Here is a 19,081-nt window from a genome sequence, read left to right on the forward strand (position 1 = left end):
CACCGCGCCGATGCCCGATCTCCGACGTCACCGCCACTGCCACCGCACCGTCACCCGGCGTCACCGCCGATCACACCGCCGGGAACCGTCGGCGGCAACTCCCCGAGCAGTTCGTCGGTGTTCTCCTGCGTCACGAGATAATCCGGAATCTGGTGCGTGTCGTCGTCCTGGCCGCCGCCCCGAGCCCCCGGCGCACCGGCCATCCCCATGCCACCCATCCCGCGCATCGCCCCGCCCGCCGCCGCGGCCGCCGCCGGGGCGGACTGCCCCGGCACGACCGCCGAGCCCGGCACACCCGGAATACTGCGCCCCGGCTGCGGCGTGGCCGCAGAACCCGGACTGCCCGGCGAGCCGGACCCGGGGCTGCCCGGCGACCCCGATCCCGGACTCGACGGATTCGAGCCACTCGGCACCGTCCGCCCCGGATCACTCGGGTTCGTACCCGCCGGATTCGTCGAGGCAGGATCGGTCGACGCGGGATCCTGGCTCGACGGTTCGGTCGAATCATCGCCCTGCGACGACTGATTCGTCGACAAATCATCCTGCTGATCCGCCGGTTCCGTCTCCTCCCCCGGCTGCGGTTGCTCCTCTTGACCGGACGGACTTCCCGGCTGATCGCCCCCGCCCGGACCGTTCGACGACGGGTTGCCCGAACCCGAACCATCACCCGAACCGGAACCGCCGCCGAACCCGCCGGGCGGAACGGTGATGTCGGGGGAAGAGGTGGGGCTCACCGGTGTCGGCAGGACGGGAATTTTGGCGTCGATCTCGCTGAACGGCTGCACGTAATGCGCCTGCATTGCGGCGCGAGCTGCCTGTTCCTCCTGGGACTGCTCCCGCTGCAGTTCCCAGCGATTCGGCGGCCACAACCAGGACGTCCACGTGATCACCACCGGATCCGGCAACGCCTTCTTCGTCGCGATGATCGCATCGGCGGCGTCCCGCACCCGGGTGTACATCTCCTCGAGGGTGGGCGTCAGCTCCTCGGCCTTCGCGGTGTATTCCTGGATGCTGCGCTTCGACTCCTCCGCCGCCGCACCGGTCCAGGCTTGGGAGATGGAGTTCTGGATCGAACGGGCGAACGTTCGGACACCCTGGTCCCAGAGTTGGCGAACCTGCCAGTACTGCTGTGCCTGGCTGTAGGCTTCGGTGGCACCGAGGGGCTCGAAGGCCTCCTTGATCTTCGGGTGCTCCCAACTTTCGGGATTCTCTCCGCCGTTCGGTATCCGGGCGCTCTCGTAACCGGTCACTTGGTGGTTCCATCCGGCAGCAGGAATGGGCCGTAAGTGGATCCCTCCGGAGCACGCTGGGGTAGTGTCTCGTTCAGCCGATTGAACTCGGCGGCAAACGAGCTGTCTGCTTGCATCATTCGCTCTCGAGCGATGCGATGCACTTCCTGGATGTCCTCCACGATCCGGTAATGCTCCTCCATAACCTTCCATACCGAGTTGTTGTCGCCGGCGCCCTTGGCCTTCCCTCGAAAGCGGTCCACCACTGTGGCCGCCGAGATCAGGTCAGGGTTCGCTTCCCCCAAGCCCCACGGGCGATCGTGCGAAACCTCGTCCATGATCGATTGGATGGCTTGGATTGCCTGTTTGAAGTACTCGCAGTCGCGATCAATGTAGATGAAGTCCTCCGGCTTCATCGTCACCGATACGCTTCCTTCGCGCGCAGCGGTCAACAGGTTCGCCATCGGTCGTGGCGTCTGATCCTCGCTCACGTTTGTTTCCTTTCCCTCCCCAACCGCCACAGTCGTCCGACAGCCCTACGCACCGTCGGGAATCGCCGGAACAACCTTCTGCGCCAGTCCGGTCGTCAATGCGCAGGTGTCCCGGCTCCCAGTGTTCTTCCGGGATGGAGGGTTGCTCAAATTCAATTCGAGACTACCACCCCGCATCTCCACGTTAAGCGTGCATACCGCCTCCGGATGCTCGTCGACCTGGCGGCTGGTGATGGCAGCGCGCCCGTCGATCGACGTCTCGCGTGCGTCAGGGAAGTTCTTGGACCGAACCATGTCCACGGTGATGTTGGTGATTCGGATACTCGCCGCATATCCGTCCGGCTGGACCCAACGACAACCGCGCCATTTGATTCCGCCCGAAACATCGGAGTCGGCATTGAGTTTCATAGTCAAGTTTTCCGAATCCAGCACGCTCTGCGGAATGTCCTCACAGGGATCGAACCCCGTGGGAACATCTGCCGCGACAGTCGCCATGGTGCTCTCCGTGGACCCGGCATCTCCATCCACCGAGGAATCGCAGCCACCCAACACCACCACGACCCCCAGCGCCAGAACTCCCCCGACCACCGACCTGCTCCCCATCCAGCACCCCTCACTCGCCGGGATTCTCGGGCATCGCGGGGCGGACCGGCTTCTCCTCCCCCTGCCAACTGCCGGTGATCCTACCGACATCACATGCTGCCGTGGACCGCTCGCTCACGGCGGCCCGCATGCCCCACGCCGATGATCGTGGGGCGTGTCATTCGATGGTCAGAACTGGTCTTGCTCGTAGTCGGTACCCAGGAGTTCGTCGGTGTGGGTCGCGCCGATGACTTCCGGGGTGGACTCGCCGAGCGGGCCGGTGAGGTCGTCGTTGCCGGTCAGGCTCTGGTAGGGCTGCACGGTGCGGGAGTGCTCGTCGTCCTCGCCTTGGCGGCCGGCGCCGGCCGCGGCGGGGCTGCCCATGGTCGAGGTATACGAAGTCCTCAGCACGCATTGATACCGTTGCCGTACCCTCGCGCGCCGCCGCCAGGAGGTTCTCCATCGGCCGAGTAGCCTGATCCTCGCTCATTGTTCGCTCTCCCCGCCCATCAACATTGCGCCTCAGCAGTCAGCGGTCGGCGGGCAAGTACGATACGACCTTGTCCGCCAGCGCCTTGGTCAACTCACATGTATCCAGATGTCCCGTCTTCCGGCTCGATGACGGATTACTCAGATTGAATTCGAGACTCCCTCCCTGCATCTCCACATTGAGCGTGCAGGCGGACTCGGGATGGTCTTCCACTTGCCGGGTTGATATAGCCGGACGACCGCCGATCGTCAGCTCCCGCGTCCCAGCAAATCCCTTTTCCCGAACCATGTCAATCGTTACATTGGTTGTTTGGATCCCCGCAACATAGCCATCGCGCTGAACCCACATGCATCCTCGCCATTTGAGCCCACCAGAGGCGTCGGTGTTGTCCGGACTCTCCATTTCCAATTTCTCTGAATCCAAAACGCTCTGCGGGATGTCCTCGCACGGGTCGAAACCCGCCGGAACATCCGCCGCGACGGTCGCCGTGGTGCTCCCGGCCGGCCCGGCATCTCCATCGACCGAGGAATCGCAGCCCCCCAACACCACCACGACCCCCAGCGCCAAAACTCCCCCGACCACGGACCTGCTCCCCATCCAGCACCCCTCACTCACCCGGATTCTCGGGCATCGCGGGACGGACCGACTTCTCCTCCCCCTGCCAACTATCGTGTTTTTGAAGTGCTTACAGTCCCGGTCGATATAGACAAATTCCTCAGGGCGCATCGTCACAGACGAATGCCCGTCACCGGCTGCGCTCAACAGATTCGCCATTGGACGCGGTGCTGCGATTTCGCTCACAGTCTCCCCCACTCGTCGGATGGAACTTCTAGCTGCATCATCCCCCCGGCGGCACTGACGGCATGATCTCTTCCGCTAGCGATCGGGTGAGCTCGCAGGTGTCCAGGTGGCCGGTCTTCGTCCCCGATGGGGGATTGGTCAAGTTCAGTTCCAAACTGCCGCCCTGCATCTCGATGTTCAGAGTGCAGACCGACTCCGGATGGTCGGCGACCTGCCTGGACTCTATGGCTTGCCGGCCACCGATCGTCAGTTCTCGCGCATCCACGAAGTTCTTTGCACGGACCATATCGACGCTGATATTCGTTGTCTGAACAGTGGCGCCGTAACCATCGGCCTTCACCCATTGGCACCCTCGCCACTTGATTCCACCCGAGACAGTCGAGTCTGCGGGTATCTTCATCGTCAGTCCCTCGGAATCAAGCACGCTCTGCGGGATGTCCTCGCACGGGTCGAAACCCGCCGGAACATCCGCCGCAACGACCGCCGTGGTGCTCCCGGCCGGCCCGGCATCCCCATCCACCGAGGAATGGCAGCCCCCCAACACCACCACGGCCCCAACCGCCAGAACTCCCCCGACCACCGACCTGCTCCCCATCCAGCACCCCTCACTCGCCGGGATTCTCGGGCATCGCGGGACGGACCGACTTCTCCTCCCCCTGCCAACTGCCGGTGATCCTACCGACATCACAGCGACGGCGCCGTCGGAGTCGGTACCGTCGCGAAAATCGGTCCGAGGCCGGGCATGGAGGAAAGCGCCGCCAATGCCTGCTCGGGGCTGCGCGCCTCGGGCGGCTGTTCCGGCAGCGTCTCGTTCAACTGATTGAACTCCGCAGCGAACGAGCTGTCAGCCTCCATCATTCGCTCACGGGCGATGCGATGGCCCTCTTGAATGTCTTCGACGATCCGGTAGTGCTGCTCCATCACTTTGTGGACGGCGTTGCCGTCTACTGCGCCCATCGCCTTACCTCGGAAACGAGCAACGATGGTCCCTGCTGATACCAGACGTTCGTTGCCCTCACCGAGCCCCCATGACGATTGGTCCGCGATCCTTTGGGCTAGCAATTGGATCTGCCGGATCTTCGGCTTGAAGTACTCGCAGTCACGACCGATGTAGACGAAGTCCTCCGGGCTCATCTGTACCGTGGCGCTACCCTCCCGAACCGCGCTCACCAGATTTGCCATCGGCTGTGCAACATGGTCCTCACTCACGGCTGGTCACCCTCCCATCCATATTCGCGGGCTTCAGTCACAGTGCTGGCAGCAAGGGGACAACTTTTTCGGTGAAGTCACGTGCGAGGTCACAGGTATCCAAGTGACCTGTCGCATCCCCCGATGGCGGATTGACCAGGCTGACTTCCAAGCTTCCGCCCATCATTTCCACGTTCACGGTGCAAACTTCGTCGGGACGCTCCTCCGACCTCCGAGTCGATATTGCCTGTCTGCCTTCGAGTTCGAACTCATGGGCGTCCACAAAAGCCTTCTCCCGCACCATGTCTATCGTGATGTTGGTGGTCTGAACTCCGATTGCATAGCCATCCTTCTTGACCCACCCGCAGCCACGCCATTTGATGCCCCCGGGTGCATCCATGGTGTCCGTCGTCTTCATTTTCAAGTTCTCCGAGTCGAGAACCTGCTGCGGGATATCAGCACACGGGTCGAACCCCACCGGCACATCCGCCGCGACAGTCGCGGTCCTACTGGCCGAAGTGGCCTCGCCCCCGTCGCCCGAGGAATCGCAGCCCCCCAACATCACCACGACCCCCAGCGCCAGAACTCCCCCGACCACCGACCTGCTCCCCATCCAGCACCCCTTCTCTATGCGCCCGCCGGAATTGTTGGAACAACTTTCTCAGCCAGGGCGCGGGTGAGCTCGCACGTGTCGAGATGGCCGGTCTTCTTGCGCGAGGGCGGGTTACTGAGATTGAATTCCATAGACCCTCCGACCATTTGAACATTCAGCGTACATACCGCATCCGGATGGTCTGGTGACCGCCTGCTGGAAATCGCCGATCGCCCCCCTATGTTCAGCTCAGTGCTGTCCGGCAGGTTCCTGGCCTTCACCATCTCCACGGTGATGTTGGTGACCTGAATCGTTGCCGTGACACCGTCCGTCTGAACCCACATGCAACCCTTCCATTCAATGCCACCGGGACCGGTCGAGTTCTGTGGACTGGGCAATCTCAGCCCTTCCGAGTCCAGCAACTCCTGCGGAATATCGGCGCAGGGATCGAACCCGGCCGGGGCCTTCGGGGCCATCTCCGAGCTCGGCGCGACCGTAGCAGAGCCGGCCGGCCCGGCATCTCCATCCACCGAGGAATCGCAGCCACCCAACACCACCACGACCCCCAGCGCCAGAACTCCCCCGACCACCGACCTGCTCCCCATCCAGCACCCCTCACTCGCCGGGATTCTCGGGCATCGCGGGGCGGACCGGCTTCTCCTCCCCCTGCCAACTGCCGGTGATCCTACCGACATCACATGCTGCCGTGGACCGCTCGCTCACAGCGGCCCGCATGCCCCACGCCGATGATCGTGGGGCGTGTCATTCGATGGTCAGAACTGGTCTTGCTCGTAGTCGGTACCCAGGAGTTCGTCGGTGTGGGTCGCGCCGATGACTTCCGGGGTGGACTCGCCGAGCGGGCCGGTGAGGTCGTCGTTGCCGGTGAGGCTCTGGTAGGGCTGCACGGTGCGGGAGTGCTCGTCGTCGTCGCCTTGGCGGCCGGCGCCGGCCGCGGCGGGGCTGCCCATGAAGGAGTTGCCGGTGCCCGCGGGGGTGGTGGAAGTGCCGGTGCCGGTGGGGAATCCGGTGGGGGTGGCGGTGACGGGGCGGACGCCGGGGATGCCGGCGCCCGGGGAACCGGAGCCGGGGCTCTGGGTGCTCGGGAGACCGGTGATACCGGGGGATCCCGAGCGCCCACCGCCGCCGCCGGAACCGCCGGAGCCGCCCGAACCGCCGGGGCGGCCGAGGGCGCCGAGCAGGCCGCTGCTGGGGGTGCTCGCACTCTGCGTGTTCAGTGCGGACGGCTGGGTGGGGGTCAGCGAGCTGCCCGGCGTGCCCGCGGTGGGGCTCGCGCTCGCCGCCTGGGTGGCGGCGTCCTGCGCCTGGGACAGGAGGGGTTCGCCGATGTTCTGCACCGCCGCCTGGGCGACCTCCTGGGGCGCGGGCAGCCCGCTCTGGCCGAGCAGCTGGGCGACGACACCGTTGAGTTCGGCGGTCTTACCCGCCAGGTCGCCACGGGTGGCGTTGACGACGGTGAGCGCGCTGCCGAGATGTTCGGTGGCGCTGGCGATCAGCGTGGCCTGGCCGGGCGGGGTGAGGATGACCGGCGCCAGGGCGGTGGCCTGGGTGGCGAACGAGCTTGCGATGCCGAGCAATTGGGCGTTGCCCTGCTGCACGACGGCGGCGGCGCGCTGGGTGAGCTCGGAGATGTCGAAGCCGCGCTGGCTGGTCTCCTGCCCCTGGGCGCTCGCCTCTTGGCCGGCGACCTGCGCCTGCCGGGCGGCCTGCCCTTCCCATACCTGCTCGACGGTGGCCATGCTGCCCTTGGCGACCTGCATGGCGGTCTCGATGATCTGCGAGGACTGGCTCAGGATCGCGGTGGGGTCGAGTGCGCCGAGCACGCCGGTGCCGAAGCTGCTCAACAGGTCGAGGATGGGTTTGAACAGCACGTCGACGCCGGGCAGAGCGGGCACCTGGAGGCCCTGCATCAGCGCGCCGACGGGGTCGGCGGGCAGGCTGGGCAGCGTCGGCAGCTGGGTGGCGGCAGCTTGGGCGGCCTGGGTGGCCGCCGCGGCGGCGCTCTGTGCGGCGGCACCGGCTTGGCCGAGCGCGTGCTGCACGGACTCCTGGGCCTGCTGCGCGGCCTGCCCCAGAGCGACGTTCGCCCCGTCCAGGATGCCCGCGGCTTCGGTGCCGAGGCCGCCGAGGATGTCCTGCGGGTCGGACGGCTGACCGCCGCCGAGGCCGGACAGCCCGGCCGGAACTGTGCCCGTGGCCGGGGTGTCGTCGGAGATCTTGCGCGCCAGGACGAACTCGGGCGGCTCGATGGGCGGCAGGTCGGCGGGCAGCTGCGGTAGCGGCACGTCGATCACGGCCTGGTCGCTGGGGATCTCGGCGTTCGCGGGGGCGGACGCGACGGGGGCGGCCGCCTGGTTCGCACCGACGACCGCGTGGTCGAGGCCGGGCTCGGGCGCGGCGGTGGGCTGGGCGGCGCCGATGACGCCGGTGTCGGTGACATCGAGTGGCTTCATGGCGGCCTCAGATCTCGTTCGCCTGGACGTTCAGCTGGCCGGCGTTCTCGCCGTCGGTGTTCTCGAACAGCGCGGCGGCCGAGAACGCCTTCCAGGACAGGTCGTTGTATTTCGCCGCGAGATCGTTGATGTCCTTGGCCTGCAACACCTGCGCGGCCGCGAAACTCAACAGGTAATCCGCGCCGATCAGGCCGAAGACGGGCGTGAGCGCCGAGACCTGACCGACGAGGTCCATGTTCGCCGCCGCCGAGATCTGCCCGGCGATCCCCGCGTGCTCCGTGGCGAACGTCCGGACCGCGCCGGTGTCCACCGAGAGATTTTCCATCGAGTTGCCCCCCATTCGTCGTCAACTGCCTGTTCCGCACCGGCCGCCCGATCGTCCGCCGCACCCGGCTCCCTCGAACGCCTGGACGTTCCTCCCCGAAGCGGCTGTGCCAGCGGACAGCTCGGCCGTCCGCGGCCCTGCACCGCTACGGTTCGGCTCAATATAGCCGACAGTCGGGACAGGTTTCGAGTGCGGCACAGCGCGCGGACCGGGTCGACGGCACCTCGGGCGACAAACTGGAACGTGTTGCAAATTAGAACAAGTTCTATATTCTCTCCTGCATGAAGGTCGCAGTGACCGGCGCAGCCGGCTACCTCGGTTCGAACCTGCTCCCCCTGCTCCGCGAGCGGGGGCACGACGTCGTCGCCATCGACCGGGTGACGCCCGCGAAATCGGACACCCCCGGCGTGACCTGGGTCGAGGGCAACGTGCTCGATCCGGCGTCGATGCGCGCCGCACTGGACGGCGCGGAGGTGGTGTACCACCTGGTGGCCGTCATCACCCTGGCGGACAAGAACGATCTGGCCTGGCGGGTCAACACCGAGGGTGTGCGGGTGGTGGCCGAAGCGGCGCTCGCGGTGGGCGCCCGCCGCATGGTGCACGCCAGCTCGATCCACGCCTTCGATCAGTACACCTGCGGCGGCCACATCGATGAGACCGCGGTGCGCTCGACCGATCCCGGCCTGCCGGTCTACGACCGGTCGAAGTGGGCGGGCGAGGTGGCGTTGCGCAAGGTCATCGACGCGGGGCTGGACGCGGTGCTGTGCAATCCGACCGGGGTCTTCGGGCCGCTGGACCACAGCACGCCACTCTCCCGGATCAACCGCACCCTGCGCGACGCCGCCCAGGGCCGGGTGCCCGCCATGATCGGGGGCGGTTTCGACCTCGTCGACGTCCGCGACGTGGCCGAGGGCCTGATCCTGGCGGGCGAACAGGGCCGCACCGGCGAGAACTACCTGCTCGGCGGGTCGATGATCTCGATGACCGACCTGTGCCGGCTGGCCGCCGCCTACGGTGGCAAGAAGGGCCCGAAGTTCACCATCTCCCCCAAGGTCGTCGGTGGGCTCATTCCGGTGCTCGAGCCGATCGGCAAGATGCTCGGCACCGACATCGTGTCCAAGGCCGCGCTCGGCGCCCTGATCTCGGCACCCACCGTCGATCACGGCAAGGCCACCCGCGAGCTGGGCTATCGCCCCCGCCCGATCGAGGACACCGTGCGCGACCTGGTCGCCTTCTTCGCCGATCCCGCCGGTTTCGAACGCGGCGGCGCGCAGCGCATCGCTTGACACACCTTAGAACGCATGTTCGACTGGGTGCGTGCGGTGGCAGAACCAAACCCTGGACGCCGACGACGGCGCGCTGCCCGGCCTGAGCCGGGCGGGGTTCGTGCGCACCGTCCGCACCCCCGAGTTCGAGGGCATCACCTTTCACGAGGTGCTCTGCAAGAGCGCCCTGAACCGGGTGCCCGAGGACTCGGCGGTGCCGTTCCGGTGGACGGTGAATCCGATGCGCGGCTGCTCACACGCGTGCCGCTACTGCTTCGCCCGGCCCACCCACGAGTATCTCGATCTGGACGCCGGGCGCGACTTCGATGCCCAGATCGTGGTGAAGACCAACGTCGCCGCGGTGTTGCGACGCGAGCTGGGCAGGCGTTCCTGGCACCGCGAGCCGGTCGCGCTGGGCACCAACACCGATCCGTATCAGCGGGCGGAAGGCCGATACCGGTTGATGCCGGGCATCATCCGGGCACTCACCGACGCGGGCACGCCGTTCTCCATCCTCACCAAGGGCACCCTGTTGCGCCGGGATCTGCCGCTGCTGAGTCTGGCGGCGCGCGAGGTCGACGTCCGGCTGGCGGTCTCGATCGCGATCCTCGATCCCGACCTGCACCGGCAGCTCGAGCCGGGCACCCCCGCGCCGCGTGCGCGACTGGATCTGGTGCGCGCGCTGGCCGATGCCGGGTTCGCGGTGAATGTCATGGTCGCGCCGATCATTCCGTATCTCACCGACGGCCGCGCCCATCTCGACGAGCTGTTCGGCGCGATCGCGGCGTCGGGCGCGGCGTCGGCGGTCACCATTCCCATGCATCTACGCGGCAGCACGCGCGGCTGGTTCCTCGGCTGGCTGGCCGAGGCGCATCCGGCGCTGCTGCGCCGCTACCGGCAGCTCTACGGGCGCGGGGCCTACGTGACGCCGGAGTACGCGAGCTGGCTGCGCGAGCGCACCGTCCCACTGCTGGAACGGCACGGCCTGACCAGGCAGTCCGCCGCGGCGCCGCGACCCGCGGACGAGGCATCGCCGCCCGCGGGCAGCCGGCTCACACGGCCCGCCGACACCCAGCTCGCACTGTTCGCCTGACCAGCTCGCACACGCCGGCGGTGTGGAGAATCCACTTCGCCGCCCAGGGCGGCCCCGTGGGGGTAGGTTGGCGACTGGCACCTTCTCACGCGACGAGGAAGTGAAGCAACGCCCATGGATCCGCAGGACAACGGCAGGCCTCAGGGCATCGAAAGTGGCGCAGCGGCAGCGACATCCGCCGCCGCTCGGGCGAAACCGGACGCCACCCCCTTGGACAAGGTCGTGATCCGCTTCGCCGGTGACTCCGGTGACGGCATGCAGCTGACCGGCGACCGCTTCACCCACGAGGCCGCCGCCTTCGGCAACGATCTGGCGACCCAGCCCAACTTCCCCGCCGAGATCCGCGCACCGCAGGGCACGCTACCTGGCGTCTCCTCCTTCCAGATCCAGATCGCCGACTACGACGTGCTCACCGCGGGCGATCAGCCCGACGTGCTGGTGGCGATGAACCCGGCCGCGCTGAAGGCCAATCTCGCGGACCTGCCACGCGGCGGCACCGTCATCGTCAACACCGACGAGTTCACCAAGCGCACGCTGGCCAAGGTCGGCTATCCCGGCGACCCGCTCACCGACGGCTCGCTGGCCGACTTCGTGGTCCACCAGGTGCCGATGACCTCGCTGACGCTGGCCGCGACGGAACCGACCGGCGTGGGCAAGAAGGACGGCCAGCGGGCCAAGAACATGTTCGCGCTCGGGCTGCTCTCGTGGATGTACGGCAGGCCGATCGGGGGCACCGAACGGTTCCTGCGGGAGAAGTTCGCCGCCAAGCCCGAGATCGCCGAGGCCAACGTGCTGGCCTTCCGGGCGGGATGGAACTACGGCGAGACCACCGAGTCGTTCGCGACCACCTACGAGATCGCCCCGGCCGCCCTGCCGCCGGGCACCTACCGCCAGATCACCGGCAACACCGCGCTGGCCTACGGACTGGTCACGGCCGGGCAGCTGGCGGGTCTGCCGGTCTTCCTCGGCACCTACCCGATCACCCCGGCCTCGGACATCCTGCACGAGCTGAGCAAGCACAAGAACTTCGGCGTCACCACCTTCCAGGCCGAGGACGAGATCGCCGGGATCGGTGCCGCGCTCGGCGCGTCACTGGGTGGCGCGCTCGGCGTGACCAGCACGTCCGGGCCCGGGCTCGCGCTGAAGAGCGAGACCATCGGTCTGGCGGTGATGACCGAGCTGCCGCTGGTGATCGTCGACGTGCAGCGCGGCGGTCCGTCCACCGGCCTGCCCACCAAGACCGAACAGGCCGATCTGTTGCAGGCACTGCACGGGCGCAACGGCGAGTCCCCGGTCGCGGTGCTGGCCCCGCGCTCGCCCGCCGACTGCTTCGCCACCGCGGTCGAGGCGGCCCGGATCGCCCTCACCTACCGCACCCCGGTACTGCTGCTCTCCGACGGCGCCATCGCCAACGGCTCCGAGCCGTGGTCCATCCCCGATGTCGCGTCCCTCGACCGCATCGACCCCGCCTTCGAGCCGGAGGCCGGCGACGACGCACCCGCCTTCCAGCCTTACGCCCGCGACCCGGAGACGCTGGCCCGCCCGCTGGCCGTGCCGGGCACCGCGGGCCGCGCGCACCGCATCGGTGGGCTGGAGAAGGCCGACGGCAGCGGCGACATCTCCTACGATCCGGCCAACCACGAGCTGATGGTGCGGCTGCGACAGGCCAAGATCGACGGCATCGCCGTGCCCGACGTGGCGGTGGACGACCCCGATGGACGGGCGGAATTGCTGCTCATCGGCTGGGGCAGCTCCTACGGTCCGATCGGCGAGGCCTGTCGCCGCGCTCGCAGGCGGGGTGTGCCGGTGGCCCAGGCCCACCTGCGCCACCTCAATCCGCTGCCCGGCAATCTCGGCGAGGTGCTGCGCCGGTATCGCACGGTGGTCGCCCCGGAGATGAACGGCGGCCAGCTGGCGATGCTGCTGCGCGCCAAGTACCTGGTGGACGTGAAACCGTGGACCAAGATCGCCGGGACCGCGTTCTCCGCGGCCGAGCTGGTCGGCGTCATCGACGCCGCGCTGGACGGCTCGATCGAGGAACTCGAGCAGGACAAAGCCTTCACCGCCCGCGCACGGGCCACGTATCTGGGGAGCACTCGATGACCATCGTGGACAGCTCGCTGATCGGCACCGACCTCGGCCTCACCGGCGTCTCCGGCGTGCCCGCCGCCGACGCCCCGCAGAAGGTCAAGGACTTCACCTCCGACCAGGAGGTGCGCTGGTGTCCCGGCTGCGGCGACTACGTCATCCTCGCGACCGTGCGCGGGTTCCTGGCCGAGCTGGGCCTGCGCCGGGAGAACCTGATGTTCGTCTCCGGGATCGGCTGCTCGAGCCGGTTCCCCTACTACCTGGACGCCTACGGCATCCACTCCATCCACGGCCGCGCACCCGCCATCGCCACCGGGCTCGCGGTGACCAGGCCGGATCTGTCGGTGTGGGTGGTCACCGGCGACGGGGACGCGCTCTCGATCGGCGGCAACCACCTCATCCACGCCCTGCGCCGCAACGTCAACATGACGATCCTGTTGTTCAACAACCGGATCTACGGGCTCACCAAGGGCCAGTACTCGCCCACCTCCGAGCAGGGCAAGGTCACCAAGTCCACGCCGATGGGCTCGGTGGACCACCCGTTCAACACCCTGTCGGTGGCGCTGGGCGCCGAGGCCACCTTCGCCGCGCGGGCGCTCGACTCCGACCGCCCGGGGCTCACCGAGGTCCTGCGGGCGGCCGCCACCCATCGGGGCACCTCGTTCGTGGAGATCCTGCAGGACTGCCCGATCTTCAACGACGGCTCGTTCGACGTGCTGCGCAAGGAGAACGCCGCGCAACACCTGATCCCGGTGCGCCACGGCATGCCGATCACCTTCGGCGCCGACGGCGAATTCGCGGTCGTCCGTAGCGGTTTCGGGCTCGCGGTGGCGCGCACGGCCGAGGTCGCCGAGGCCGACATCGTGGTGCACGACGCCTACACCGACGACCCGGAGTACGCCTACGCGCTGTCCCGGTTGGGTGATCAGGAGCTGACCCATGTGGTGACGGGGGTGTTCCGCAGCGTCGCGCGTCCGACCTACGACGACACGGTACGTGCCCAGAACGCCGCCGCCGCCGAACAGGCTCCGGTGCAAGCGGATTCGCTACAACGCCTGCTCAACGGCCCGGAGACCTGGACGGTGCGGTAGCCGGGCTCAGCCCTTGGCGAAGCCGAGCTCCACCACCGCCTCGCGTTCGGCGGTCAGCTCGGCGACCGAGGCATCGATGCGCTCGCGCGAGAACGCGTCGACCTCGAGTCCCTCGACGATCCGGTAGGCACCGTCGGCGCAGGTCACCGGGAACGAGCTGATCAGCCCGTCCGGCACACCGTAGGACCCGTCCGAGGGCACCGCCATCGAGGTCCACTCCCCCGCCGGGGTGCCGAGCACCCAGTCGTGGATGTGGTCGATGGCGGCGCTGGCCGCGCTGGCGGCCGAGGAGGCACCGCGCGCCTGGATGATCGCGGTGCCGCGCTGCTGCACGGTGGGGATGAAGTCCTCGCGCAGCCACTGCTCGTCGACCAGCTCGCGCGCCGGGCGGCCCGCGACCGTGGCGTGCGTGAGGTCGGGGTACTGGGTGGCGGAGTGGTTGCCCCACACCGCGATCCGATGGATCTCGGTCGCCGGTGCGCCGGTCTTCTTCGCCAGCTGCGCGATGGCGCGGTTGTGGTCGAGGCGGGTCATCGCGGTGAACCGCTCGGCGGGTACGTCGGGTGCGTTGCTCATCGCGATGAACGCGTTGGTGTTGGCGGGATTGCCGACGACGAGCACCTTCACGTCGTCGGCGGCGACGGCGTTGATCGCCTGGCCCTGGTCGGTGAAGATCGGGCCGTTGGCGGCCAGCAGGTCGGCACGCTCCATGCCCGCGGTGCGCGGCCGGGCGCCGACCAGCAGCGCCACGTTCGCTCCGGCGAAGCCGGTCCACGGGTCGTCGCTGATGTCGATGGCGTCCAGCAGCGGGAACGCGCCGTCCTCCAGCTCCATCGCCACCCCCTCCAGCGAGGCGACGGCGGCGGGAATCTCCAACAGCCGCAGCCGGATCGGCGTGTGCGGGCCGAGCATGGCCCCGGAGGCGATGCGGAACAGCAGGCCGTAGGCGATCTGCCCGGCGGCACCGGTCACGGTGACGGTCACGGGGGCGGTGCGGTCGGCGGTGCTCACGAGAACTCCCTCGGGGTCGACTGCGTCTCGCTGCCCACCCTAGCGAGGTTCACCGAGGCCGAACCGCGGTGGTGAGCTACGGAACACCAGGGTCTTTCGGCTACCGCCCTCAGGTCAGTTCGGCGACCTCGCGGTCGGTGAGCACGACCGGGGAGACGTAGTCCTTGGCTCGCGCCAGCCGCACCGCCCGGTAGAGCGGCCGTTCCTCGAGCCCGGCGTCGCGGGCCTCGGCGCGCAACTGGCGGATCAGCAGATCCGACACCGCCACGGCGGCCGCGGACTCGCCCGCGGCGAGTGCGTCGGCGAGCCTGCGCAGGCCGAGCAGGTGCAGTTCGCGGCCGCTGCCGCCGTCGGTGTACATCGCCAGCGGAATGAGCTGGGTCTGCCCGCCTTCGGTGAGCCGCAGGGCGACCCGGCTCAGCCGGCCGGGGAAGACGAGCAGTTCGACGCCGGAGGCCGCGGCCACCTCGAGGCGGCGTTCCCCGACGAGCAGCCGCGCGTGCACGGTCTTGCCGCTGAGCCAGATCCGGCGACGACCGAGCGCGAGGGCGTAGCAGACGGTCGGCACGGCCACGACCAGCCCGATCGCCAGCGCGATCGGCCACGCCACCAGCACGGCGGCCAGCAGGCCTGCGCCGAGGCCGACGCCCACCGCCGCCAGCGCGAGCTTGCGCAGCATCGGGACGTAGGTCTCCGGCGCGACGAGATCGAGTCCGACCGGCCGGTCCGGCTCGGCCCGGTCCGCGTTGGGGTCCACGTTCCACCTCTTCGCACACGCCACCGCACCCGTGGTGCGCATCAGCCGCCGCACCCGTGGTGCGCAGCAACCACCGCACCCGTGGTGCGCAGCAACCGTACCCCGCGGGTGCGCCCGCTCGGGACCTATCCGAGTTCGGCGCGCAGCACGCCGACGACCTCGCCCAGCGGCACCTGCCGCTGGTCCCCGGTGCTCATGTCCTTGACGCCGATGGTGTCCTCGGCCAGATCTCGGTCGCCCAGCACCAGGGTGTAGCGGGCGCCGGAGCGGTCGGCCGCCTTCATCGCGCCCTTGACACCCCGACCGCCGTAGGCGAGGTCGACCCGCACGCCGGCGGCGCGCAGCTGGGCGGCCAGGACCACCATTCGCTGCTTGGCGGCCTCACCCAGCGGCACCCCGAAGACGTCGCAGCGCGCCGGGTCGCCCGCCGATTTGCCCTCGGCCTGCAAGGCCAGCATGGTGCGGTCGACGCCGAGCCCGAAGCCGATGCCCGACAGCGGCTGGCCGCCGAGCTGGGCCATCAGCCCGTCGTAGCGGCCGCCGCCGCCGATGCCGGACTGCGCGCCGAGGCCGTCGTGCACGAACTCGAAGGTGGTCTTGGTGTAGTAGTCCAGTCCGCGCACCATCCGCGGGTTCACCACGTACGGCACGCCCAGCGCGTCGAGGTGGCCGAGCACCTGCTCGAAGTGGGCTTTGGCCGATTCGGAGAGGTGGTCGATCATCAGCGGCGCGTCGGCGAGCAGCTCCCGCACCTCCGGGCGCTTGTCGTCGAGCACGCGCAGCGGGTTGAGCTCGGCGCGACGGCGGGTCTCCTCGTCGAGTGGCAGCCCGAACAGGAACTCCTGTAGCAGCTCGCGGTAGCGCGGGCGGCAGGTGTCGTCGCCCAACGAGGTCAGCTCCAGCCGGAACCCGTCCAGGCCCAGCGAACGGAAGCCCGCGTCGGCGATGGCGATGACCTCGGCGTCCAGCGCCGGATCGTCGACGCCGATCGCCTCCACGCCCACCTGCTGCAACTGCCGGTAGCGGCCCGCCTGCGGGCGTTCGTAGCGGAAGAAGGGACCGGAGTAGACCAGCTTGACGGGCAGCTGGCCACGGTCGAGACCGTGCTCGATGACCGCGCGCATCACGCCCGCGGTGCCCTCCGGCCGCAGCGTGACGCTGCGCTCGCCGCGATCGGCGAAGGTGTACATCTCCTTGGTCACCACGTCGGTGGACTCGCCGACGCCGCGCGCGAACAGCCCGGTGTCCTCGAAGATCGGCAGCTCGATATGCCCGTACCCGGCCAGTCGGGCGGCCCGCAGGAGCGCGTCGCGCACCGCGACGAACTCGGCCGAGCCGGGTGGCACGTAGTCCGGTACCCCCTTCGGGGCGGAGAAGCTGCTGGTCTTGGTCACGATGTTCCAGTTTTCCCCACCGCGGCCCGCCAAGTCCAACCGGTTACCCCATCGCGCCGACCCGACCCTCCTCTCAGGAAGGGATGGCACACTCTTACCTCGATGTACGCCGACACGGGAGGATTGTGGTAGTGCCGAGCAATGAACAGCGACGGGCGGCGGCCAAGCGGAAGCTGGAGCGGCAGCTGGCCAACCGGGCCGAGCGGGCACGCAAGCGCAAGCGTCTGACGATCGCCGGCTCCGTGCTCGGCGTCGTGGTCGTCGCCGCGGCGGCCACCGGCGTCTACCTCCTCACCAAGGGCGAGGAGCCCGACACCGCCGCCGCCTCGGAGACCCCCGAGGCCTCGCTGTCGGCCGCCGCGCCGCCCGCCGCCACGCCCAAGCCGGAGCTGGTGAACTGCACCTACACCGACAGCCCCGAGCCCGCGGCGAAGCCGGTGCAGAAGCCGACCAAGACCGAGGGCATTCCGACCACCGGCGGCGATGCGACGGTGAGCGTGAGCGTGGAGACCAACCAGGGACCGCTGGGCCTGACGCTGAACAACGCCGAGTCGCCGTGCACGGTGAACAGCTTCGTCAGCCTGGCCACGCAGGGCTTCTTCGACGGCACCGACTGCCACCGGATGACCGCCGACGCCACGCTGAAGGTGCTGCAGTGCGGTGATCCCACCGGCACCGGCAAGGGCGGGCCCGGCTACGTCTTCGGCAACGAGTACCCCACCGATCAGTACGCCGAGGGCGACCCGATGGCGATGGAGGCGATCGCCTACAAGCGCGGCACCCTGGCCATGGCCAACGCCGGCCCCGGTACCAACGGCAGCCAGTTCTTCCTCGTCTACGGCGACTCCCAGCTGCCGCCGCAGTACACCATCTTCGGCACCGTCGACGAGAACAGCATGGCGACCCTGGACAAGATCGCCGCGCTCGGTCAGGACGACAGCAACGGTCCCGGTGACGGCAAGCCGACCAGCCCGGTCACGATCCAGTCGGTGCGCCTGGACTGACCCGCCGCACGTCGGGTTGCCCGGGTGGTTTCTCGGGTAATCTCGACCACAGGTGGTTCTGCGCCACCACCCGCCGCACCACCAACCGCCGCACCACCATTCGTCCACAGCGAACACTGCAGCATCGGGGAGCAGCCCATGTCCGAGGAACTGGACGATATCGGCCGGGAAACCGCCGCCGTGATGAAGACAATGTTGCAGTTGGCGACCCTGGTCGCGCTGCGCACCCGGGAGCGCGGCCAGAAGGAAGCCGAGGCCCGCGCCAAGCTCACCGAGGCGCGGATGAAAGAGGCGAAGGAGCTACAGATCCGGGAGGCGCGCGAGTCCAAGGCCAAGGACCCGCGCAATCTGGAGCTGGCCAGGATGGTCGAGAAAAGCACGTCGGTCAAAGGCATTTCGCTGGAGAAGGACCGTTCCGGCGGTGCGATGTCGACCGCGGGTTCGGCCATGGCCTCCGGTGGCCTGGCCGCGGCCGCCACCGGCGCGGCCGGCTCGCCGATGGTCAAATACGACTCGCCCGAGCGGCGGATGGCGATCGCGGCGCATCTGGCCAAGATGGGCGTGGCACCGGAGCTGGCCGCGGTGCGCATGCTCATGGAGGTGGGGCAGGGACTGCCCGCCGAGGAGGCGGTGCGGGCGCGCACGGCCGAGGCCAGGTCGACCAGCCGCAGCCGGGAGATCGAGGGCCGCGGCCTGGAACGCACCCGCAACTAGCGCCCGACCGCGAAACGCCCGCTCACGATCGTGAGCGGGCGTTTCGCGGTCCGCGGTGGGCGCTCAGGCCTGGTTGCGGTATTCGTAGTCGTCCGGGGCGGGCTGATCGAACTGGCCCTGCACCGGCGATTTCAGCGGCAGCGGGTTCAGCATGTCCTTGTGCCCGTTGCGGACGCTGCAGTACTTGAACGGCCCGCGCGGATCGAACAGCTTGGTCATGTGCGGGTCGGCGTGGTCGAGGAACCACACGCTCAGGCCCGTCGCCGGATCCATCCGCAGGTGCTCCCACGCACGCCAGAGCGCCTCGAGCCGCACCGCCGCTTCGGCGTGCTTCCACCATTCGGGGCACCAGACGGTCTCGCTGATGTCGGTGACCTGACGGCGGTAGACGAGACTCAGATAGTTCTCGACGAACTCCACGACGCCGTCGTAGACCGTCTTCTCCGGCCGCGGCGGCCCGGGCAGGTGCTGGTTCATCGACGCTCCTCACTGAGT

At 68.6% G+C, this 19,081-nt stretch carries 21 protein-coding genes; 6 read left to right on the plus strand and 15 right to left on the minus strand.

From position 1 onward, the window contains the following. Positions 1 to 50 precede the first annotated feature (50 nt). From CRM89_RS12240 to CRM89_RS12290, 11 genes are all read right to left on the minus strand, one after another. Positions 51 to 1,250, minus strand: coding sequence for a hypothetical protein (locus CRM89_RS12240; RefSeq protein WP_098084052.1), 1,200 nt, complete (start codon positions 1,248 to 1,250; stop codon positions 51 to 53). After that, the gene (locus tag CRM89_RS12245) at positions 1,247 to 1,720 is read right to left on the minus strand and encodes a hypothetical protein (protein WP_229434699.1); all 474 of its coding nucleotides are present in this window, start codon (positions 1,718 to 1,720) and stop codon (positions 1,247 to 1,249) included. Before CRM89_RS12245 ends, CRM89_RS12240 begins: the two co-directional genes overlap by 4 nt. Before the next feature lie 45 nt (positions 1,721 to 1,765). Continuing rightward, a complete protein-coding gene (locus tag CRM89_RS12250) occupies positions 1,766 to 2,413 on the minus strand; it encodes a DUF3558 domain-containing protein (protein WP_098086965.1) in 648 nt (215 codons plus the stop codon). A gap of 78 nt (positions 2,414 to 2,491) precedes the next feature. Further along, positions 2,492 to 2,686 carry a hypothetical protein gene (locus tag CRM89_RS12255; protein WP_098084054.1) on the minus strand — a complete coding sequence of 65 codons (195 nt, stop codon included), beginning with the start codon at positions 2,684 to 2,686 and terminating at the stop codon, positions 2,492 to 2,494. A 145-nt stretch (positions 2,687 to 2,831) separates the two neighbouring features. Continuing rightward, entirely contained in the window at positions 2,832 to 3,374 is a 543-nt protein-coding gene (locus CRM89_RS12260) for a DUF3558 domain-containing protein (protein ID WP_229434700.1), read from the minus strand. Positions 3,375 to 3,630: 256 nt separating this feature from the next. Further along, the gene (locus tag CRM89_RS12265) at positions 3,631 to 4,143 is read right to left on the minus strand and encodes a DUF3558 domain-containing protein (protein ID WP_229434701.1); all 513 of its coding nucleotides are present in this window, start codon (positions 4,141 to 4,143) and stop codon (positions 3,631 to 3,633) included. Between the two features lie 134 nt (positions 4,144 to 4,277). After that, the gene (locus CRM89_RS12270; RefSeq protein ID WP_229434702.1) at positions 4,278 to 4,802 is read right to left on the minus strand and encodes a hypothetical protein; all 525 of its coding nucleotides are present in this window, start codon (positions 4,800 to 4,802) and stop codon (positions 4,278 to 4,280) included. Between the two features lie 37 nt (positions 4,803 to 4,839). Beyond that, positions 4,840 to 5,379 carry a DUF3558 domain-containing protein gene (locus CRM89_RS12275; RefSeq protein ID WP_229434703.1) on the minus strand — a complete coding sequence of 180 codons (540 nt, stop codon included), beginning with the start codon at positions 5,377 to 5,379 and terminating at the stop codon, positions 4,840 to 4,842. Positions 5,380 to 5,408: 29 nt separating this feature from the next. Continuing rightward, positions 5,409 to 5,963 (minus strand): DUF3558 domain-containing protein, encoded by a 555-nt coding sequence (locus tag CRM89_RS12280; RefSeq protein WP_229434704.1) that lies wholly within the window; start codon positions 5,961 to 5,963, stop codon positions 5,409 to 5,411. A 183-nt stretch (positions 5,964 to 6,146) separates the two neighbouring features. After that, a complete protein-coding gene (locus CRM89_RS12285; RefSeq protein WP_098084056.1) occupies positions 6,147 to 7,844 on the minus strand; it encodes a hypothetical protein in 1,698 nt (565 codons plus the stop codon). Positions 7,845 to 7,851: 7 nt separating this feature from the next. Continuing rightward, the gene (locus CRM89_RS12290; protein WP_082668551.1) at positions 7,852 to 8,184 is read right to left on the minus strand and encodes an ESX-1 secretion-associated protein; all 333 of its coding nucleotides are present in this window, start codon (positions 8,182 to 8,184) and stop codon (positions 7,852 to 7,854) included. A 266-nt stretch (positions 8,185 to 8,450) separates the two neighbouring features. On the opposite strand from CRM89_RS12290, the gene CRM89_RS12295 reads away from it, so the two are divergent. From CRM89_RS12295 to CRM89_RS12310, 4 genes are all read left to right on the plus strand, one after another. Beyond that, a complete protein-coding gene (locus tag CRM89_RS12295; protein WP_098084057.1) occupies positions 8,451 to 9,455 on the plus strand; it encodes an NAD-dependent epimerase/dehydratase family protein in 1,005 nt (334 codons plus the stop codon). 31 nt (positions 9,456 to 9,486) lie between these two features. Then, the gene (locus tag CRM89_RS12300) at positions 9,487 to 10,527 is read left to right on the plus strand and encodes an Rv2578c family radical SAM protein (RefSeq protein WP_086840753.1); all 1,041 of its coding nucleotides are present in this window, start codon (positions 9,487 to 9,489) and stop codon (positions 10,525 to 10,527) included. A gap of 114 nt (positions 10,528 to 10,641) precedes the next feature. Then, positions 10,642 to 12,630, plus strand: a complete 1,989-nt coding sequence (locus CRM89_RS12305; protein WP_228788222.1) for a 2-oxoacid:acceptor oxidoreductase subunit alpha — start codon at positions 10,642 to 10,644, stop codon at positions 12,628 to 12,630. Next, the gene (locus CRM89_RS12310; protein ID WP_011210194.1) at positions 12,627 to 13,706 is read left to right on the plus strand and encodes a 2-oxoacid:ferredoxin oxidoreductase subunit beta; all 1,080 of its coding nucleotides are present in this window, start codon (positions 12,627 to 12,629) and stop codon (positions 13,704 to 13,706) included. The genes CRM89_RS12305 and CRM89_RS12310 overlap by 4 nt, the downstream gene beginning before the upstream one ends. A gap of 6 nt (positions 13,707 to 13,712) precedes the next feature. Here the strand turns inward: CRM89_RS12310 and CRM89_RS12315 are convergent, their stop codons facing one another. The 3 genes from CRM89_RS12315 to hisS form a co-directional block, all read right to left on the minus strand. Next, complete coding sequence (locus CRM89_RS12315) at positions 13,713 to 14,717, minus strand: malate dehydrogenase (protein ID WP_011210195.1); 1,005 nt, start codon at positions 14,715 to 14,717, stop codon at positions 13,713 to 13,715. A 109-nt stretch (positions 14,718 to 14,826) separates the two neighbouring features. Then, positions 14,827 to 15,516, minus strand: a complete 690-nt coding sequence (locus CRM89_RS12320) for a hypothetical protein (RefSeq protein WP_060593241.1) — start codon at positions 15,514 to 15,516, stop codon at positions 14,827 to 14,829. 83 nt (positions 15,517 to 15,599) lie between these two features. Then, on the minus strand, positions 15,600 to 16,868 hold the full coding sequence (gene hisS / locus CRM89_RS12325) for a histidine--tRNA ligase (protein ID WP_060593240.1): 1,269 nt from the start codon (positions 16,866 to 16,868) through the stop codon (positions 15,600 to 15,602). Between the two features lie 131 nt (positions 16,869 to 16,999). Here hisS and CRM89_RS12330 point away from each other — a divergent pair, with 131 nt between their 5' ends. Both CRM89_RS12330 and CRM89_RS12335 read left to right on the plus strand, forming a co-directional pair. Beyond that, positions 17,000 to 17,872: a peptidylprolyl isomerase gene (locus CRM89_RS12330; protein WP_041560247.1), complete on the plus strand. Its 873-nt coding sequence runs from the start codon at positions 17,000 to 17,002 to the stop codon at positions 17,870 to 17,872. 138 nt (positions 17,873 to 18,010) lie between these two features. Then, positions 18,011 to 18,586, plus strand: coding sequence for a hypothetical protein (locus tag CRM89_RS12335; RefSeq protein WP_011210199.1), 576 nt, complete (start codon positions 18,011 to 18,013; stop codon positions 18,584 to 18,586). 63 nt (positions 18,587 to 18,649) lie between these two features. On the opposite strand, the gene CRM89_RS12340 is transcribed toward CRM89_RS12335, so the two are convergent. After that, positions 18,650 to 19,063, minus strand: a complete 414-nt coding sequence (locus tag CRM89_RS12340) for a DUF4913 domain-containing protein (RefSeq protein ID WP_011210200.1) — start codon at positions 19,061 to 19,063, stop codon at positions 18,650 to 18,652. Positions 19,064 to 19,081 lie beyond the last annotated feature (18 nt).

Origin of the sequence: Nocardia sp. FDAARGOS_372, from assembly GCF_002554515.1 — a bacterium.
Lineage (GTDB): Bacteria > Actinomycetota > Actinomycetes > Mycobacteriales > Mycobacteriaceae > Nocardia > Nocardia farcinica.

What these genes read in the sequence shown, in the direction of transcription:
- CRM89_RS12250 (WP_098086965.1), bottom strand. Translation starts at nt 2,413, where the DNA reads ATGTCGGTAGGATCACCGGCAGTTGGCAGGGGGAGGAGAAGCCGGTCC.
- CRM89_RS12255 (WP_098084054.1), bottom strand. Translation starts at nt 2,686, where the DNA reads ATGGGCAGCCCCGCCGCGGCCGGCGCCGGCCGCCAAGGCGAGGACGAC.
- CRM89_RS12285 (WP_098084056.1), bottom strand. Translation starts at nt 7,844, where the DNA reads ATGAAGCCACTCGATGTCACCGACACCGGCGTCATCGGCGCCGCCCAG.
- CRM89_RS12290 (WP_082668551.1), bottom strand. Translation starts at nt 8,184, where the DNA reads ATGGGGGGCAACTCGATGGAAAATCTCTCGGTGGACACCGGCGCGGTC.
- CRM89_RS12295 (WP_098084057.1), top strand. Translation starts at nt 8,451, where the DNA reads ATGAAGGTCGCAGTGACCGGCGCAGCCGGCTACCTCGGTTCGAACCTG.
- CRM89_RS12305 (WP_228788222.1), top strand. Translation starts at nt 10,642, where the DNA reads ATGGATCCGCAGGACAACGGCAGGCCTCAGGGCATCGAAAGTGGCGCA.
- CRM89_RS12310 (WP_011210194.1), top strand. Translation starts at nt 12,627, where the DNA reads ATGACCATCGTGGACAGCTCGCTGATCGGCACCGACCTCGGCCTCACC.
- CRM89_RS12320 (WP_060593241.1), bottom strand. Translation starts at nt 15,516, where the DNA reads ATGCGCACCACGGGTGCGGTGGCGTGTGCGAAGAGGTGGAACGTGGAC.
- CRM89_RS12335 (WP_011210199.1), top strand. Translation starts at nt 18,011, where the DNA reads ATGTCCGAGGAACTGGACGATATCGGCCGGGAAACCGCCGCCGTGATG.
- CRM89_RS12340 (WP_011210200.1), bottom strand. Translation starts at nt 19,063, where the DNA reads ATGAACCAGCACCTGCCCGGGCCGCCGCGGCCGGAGAAGACGGTCTAC.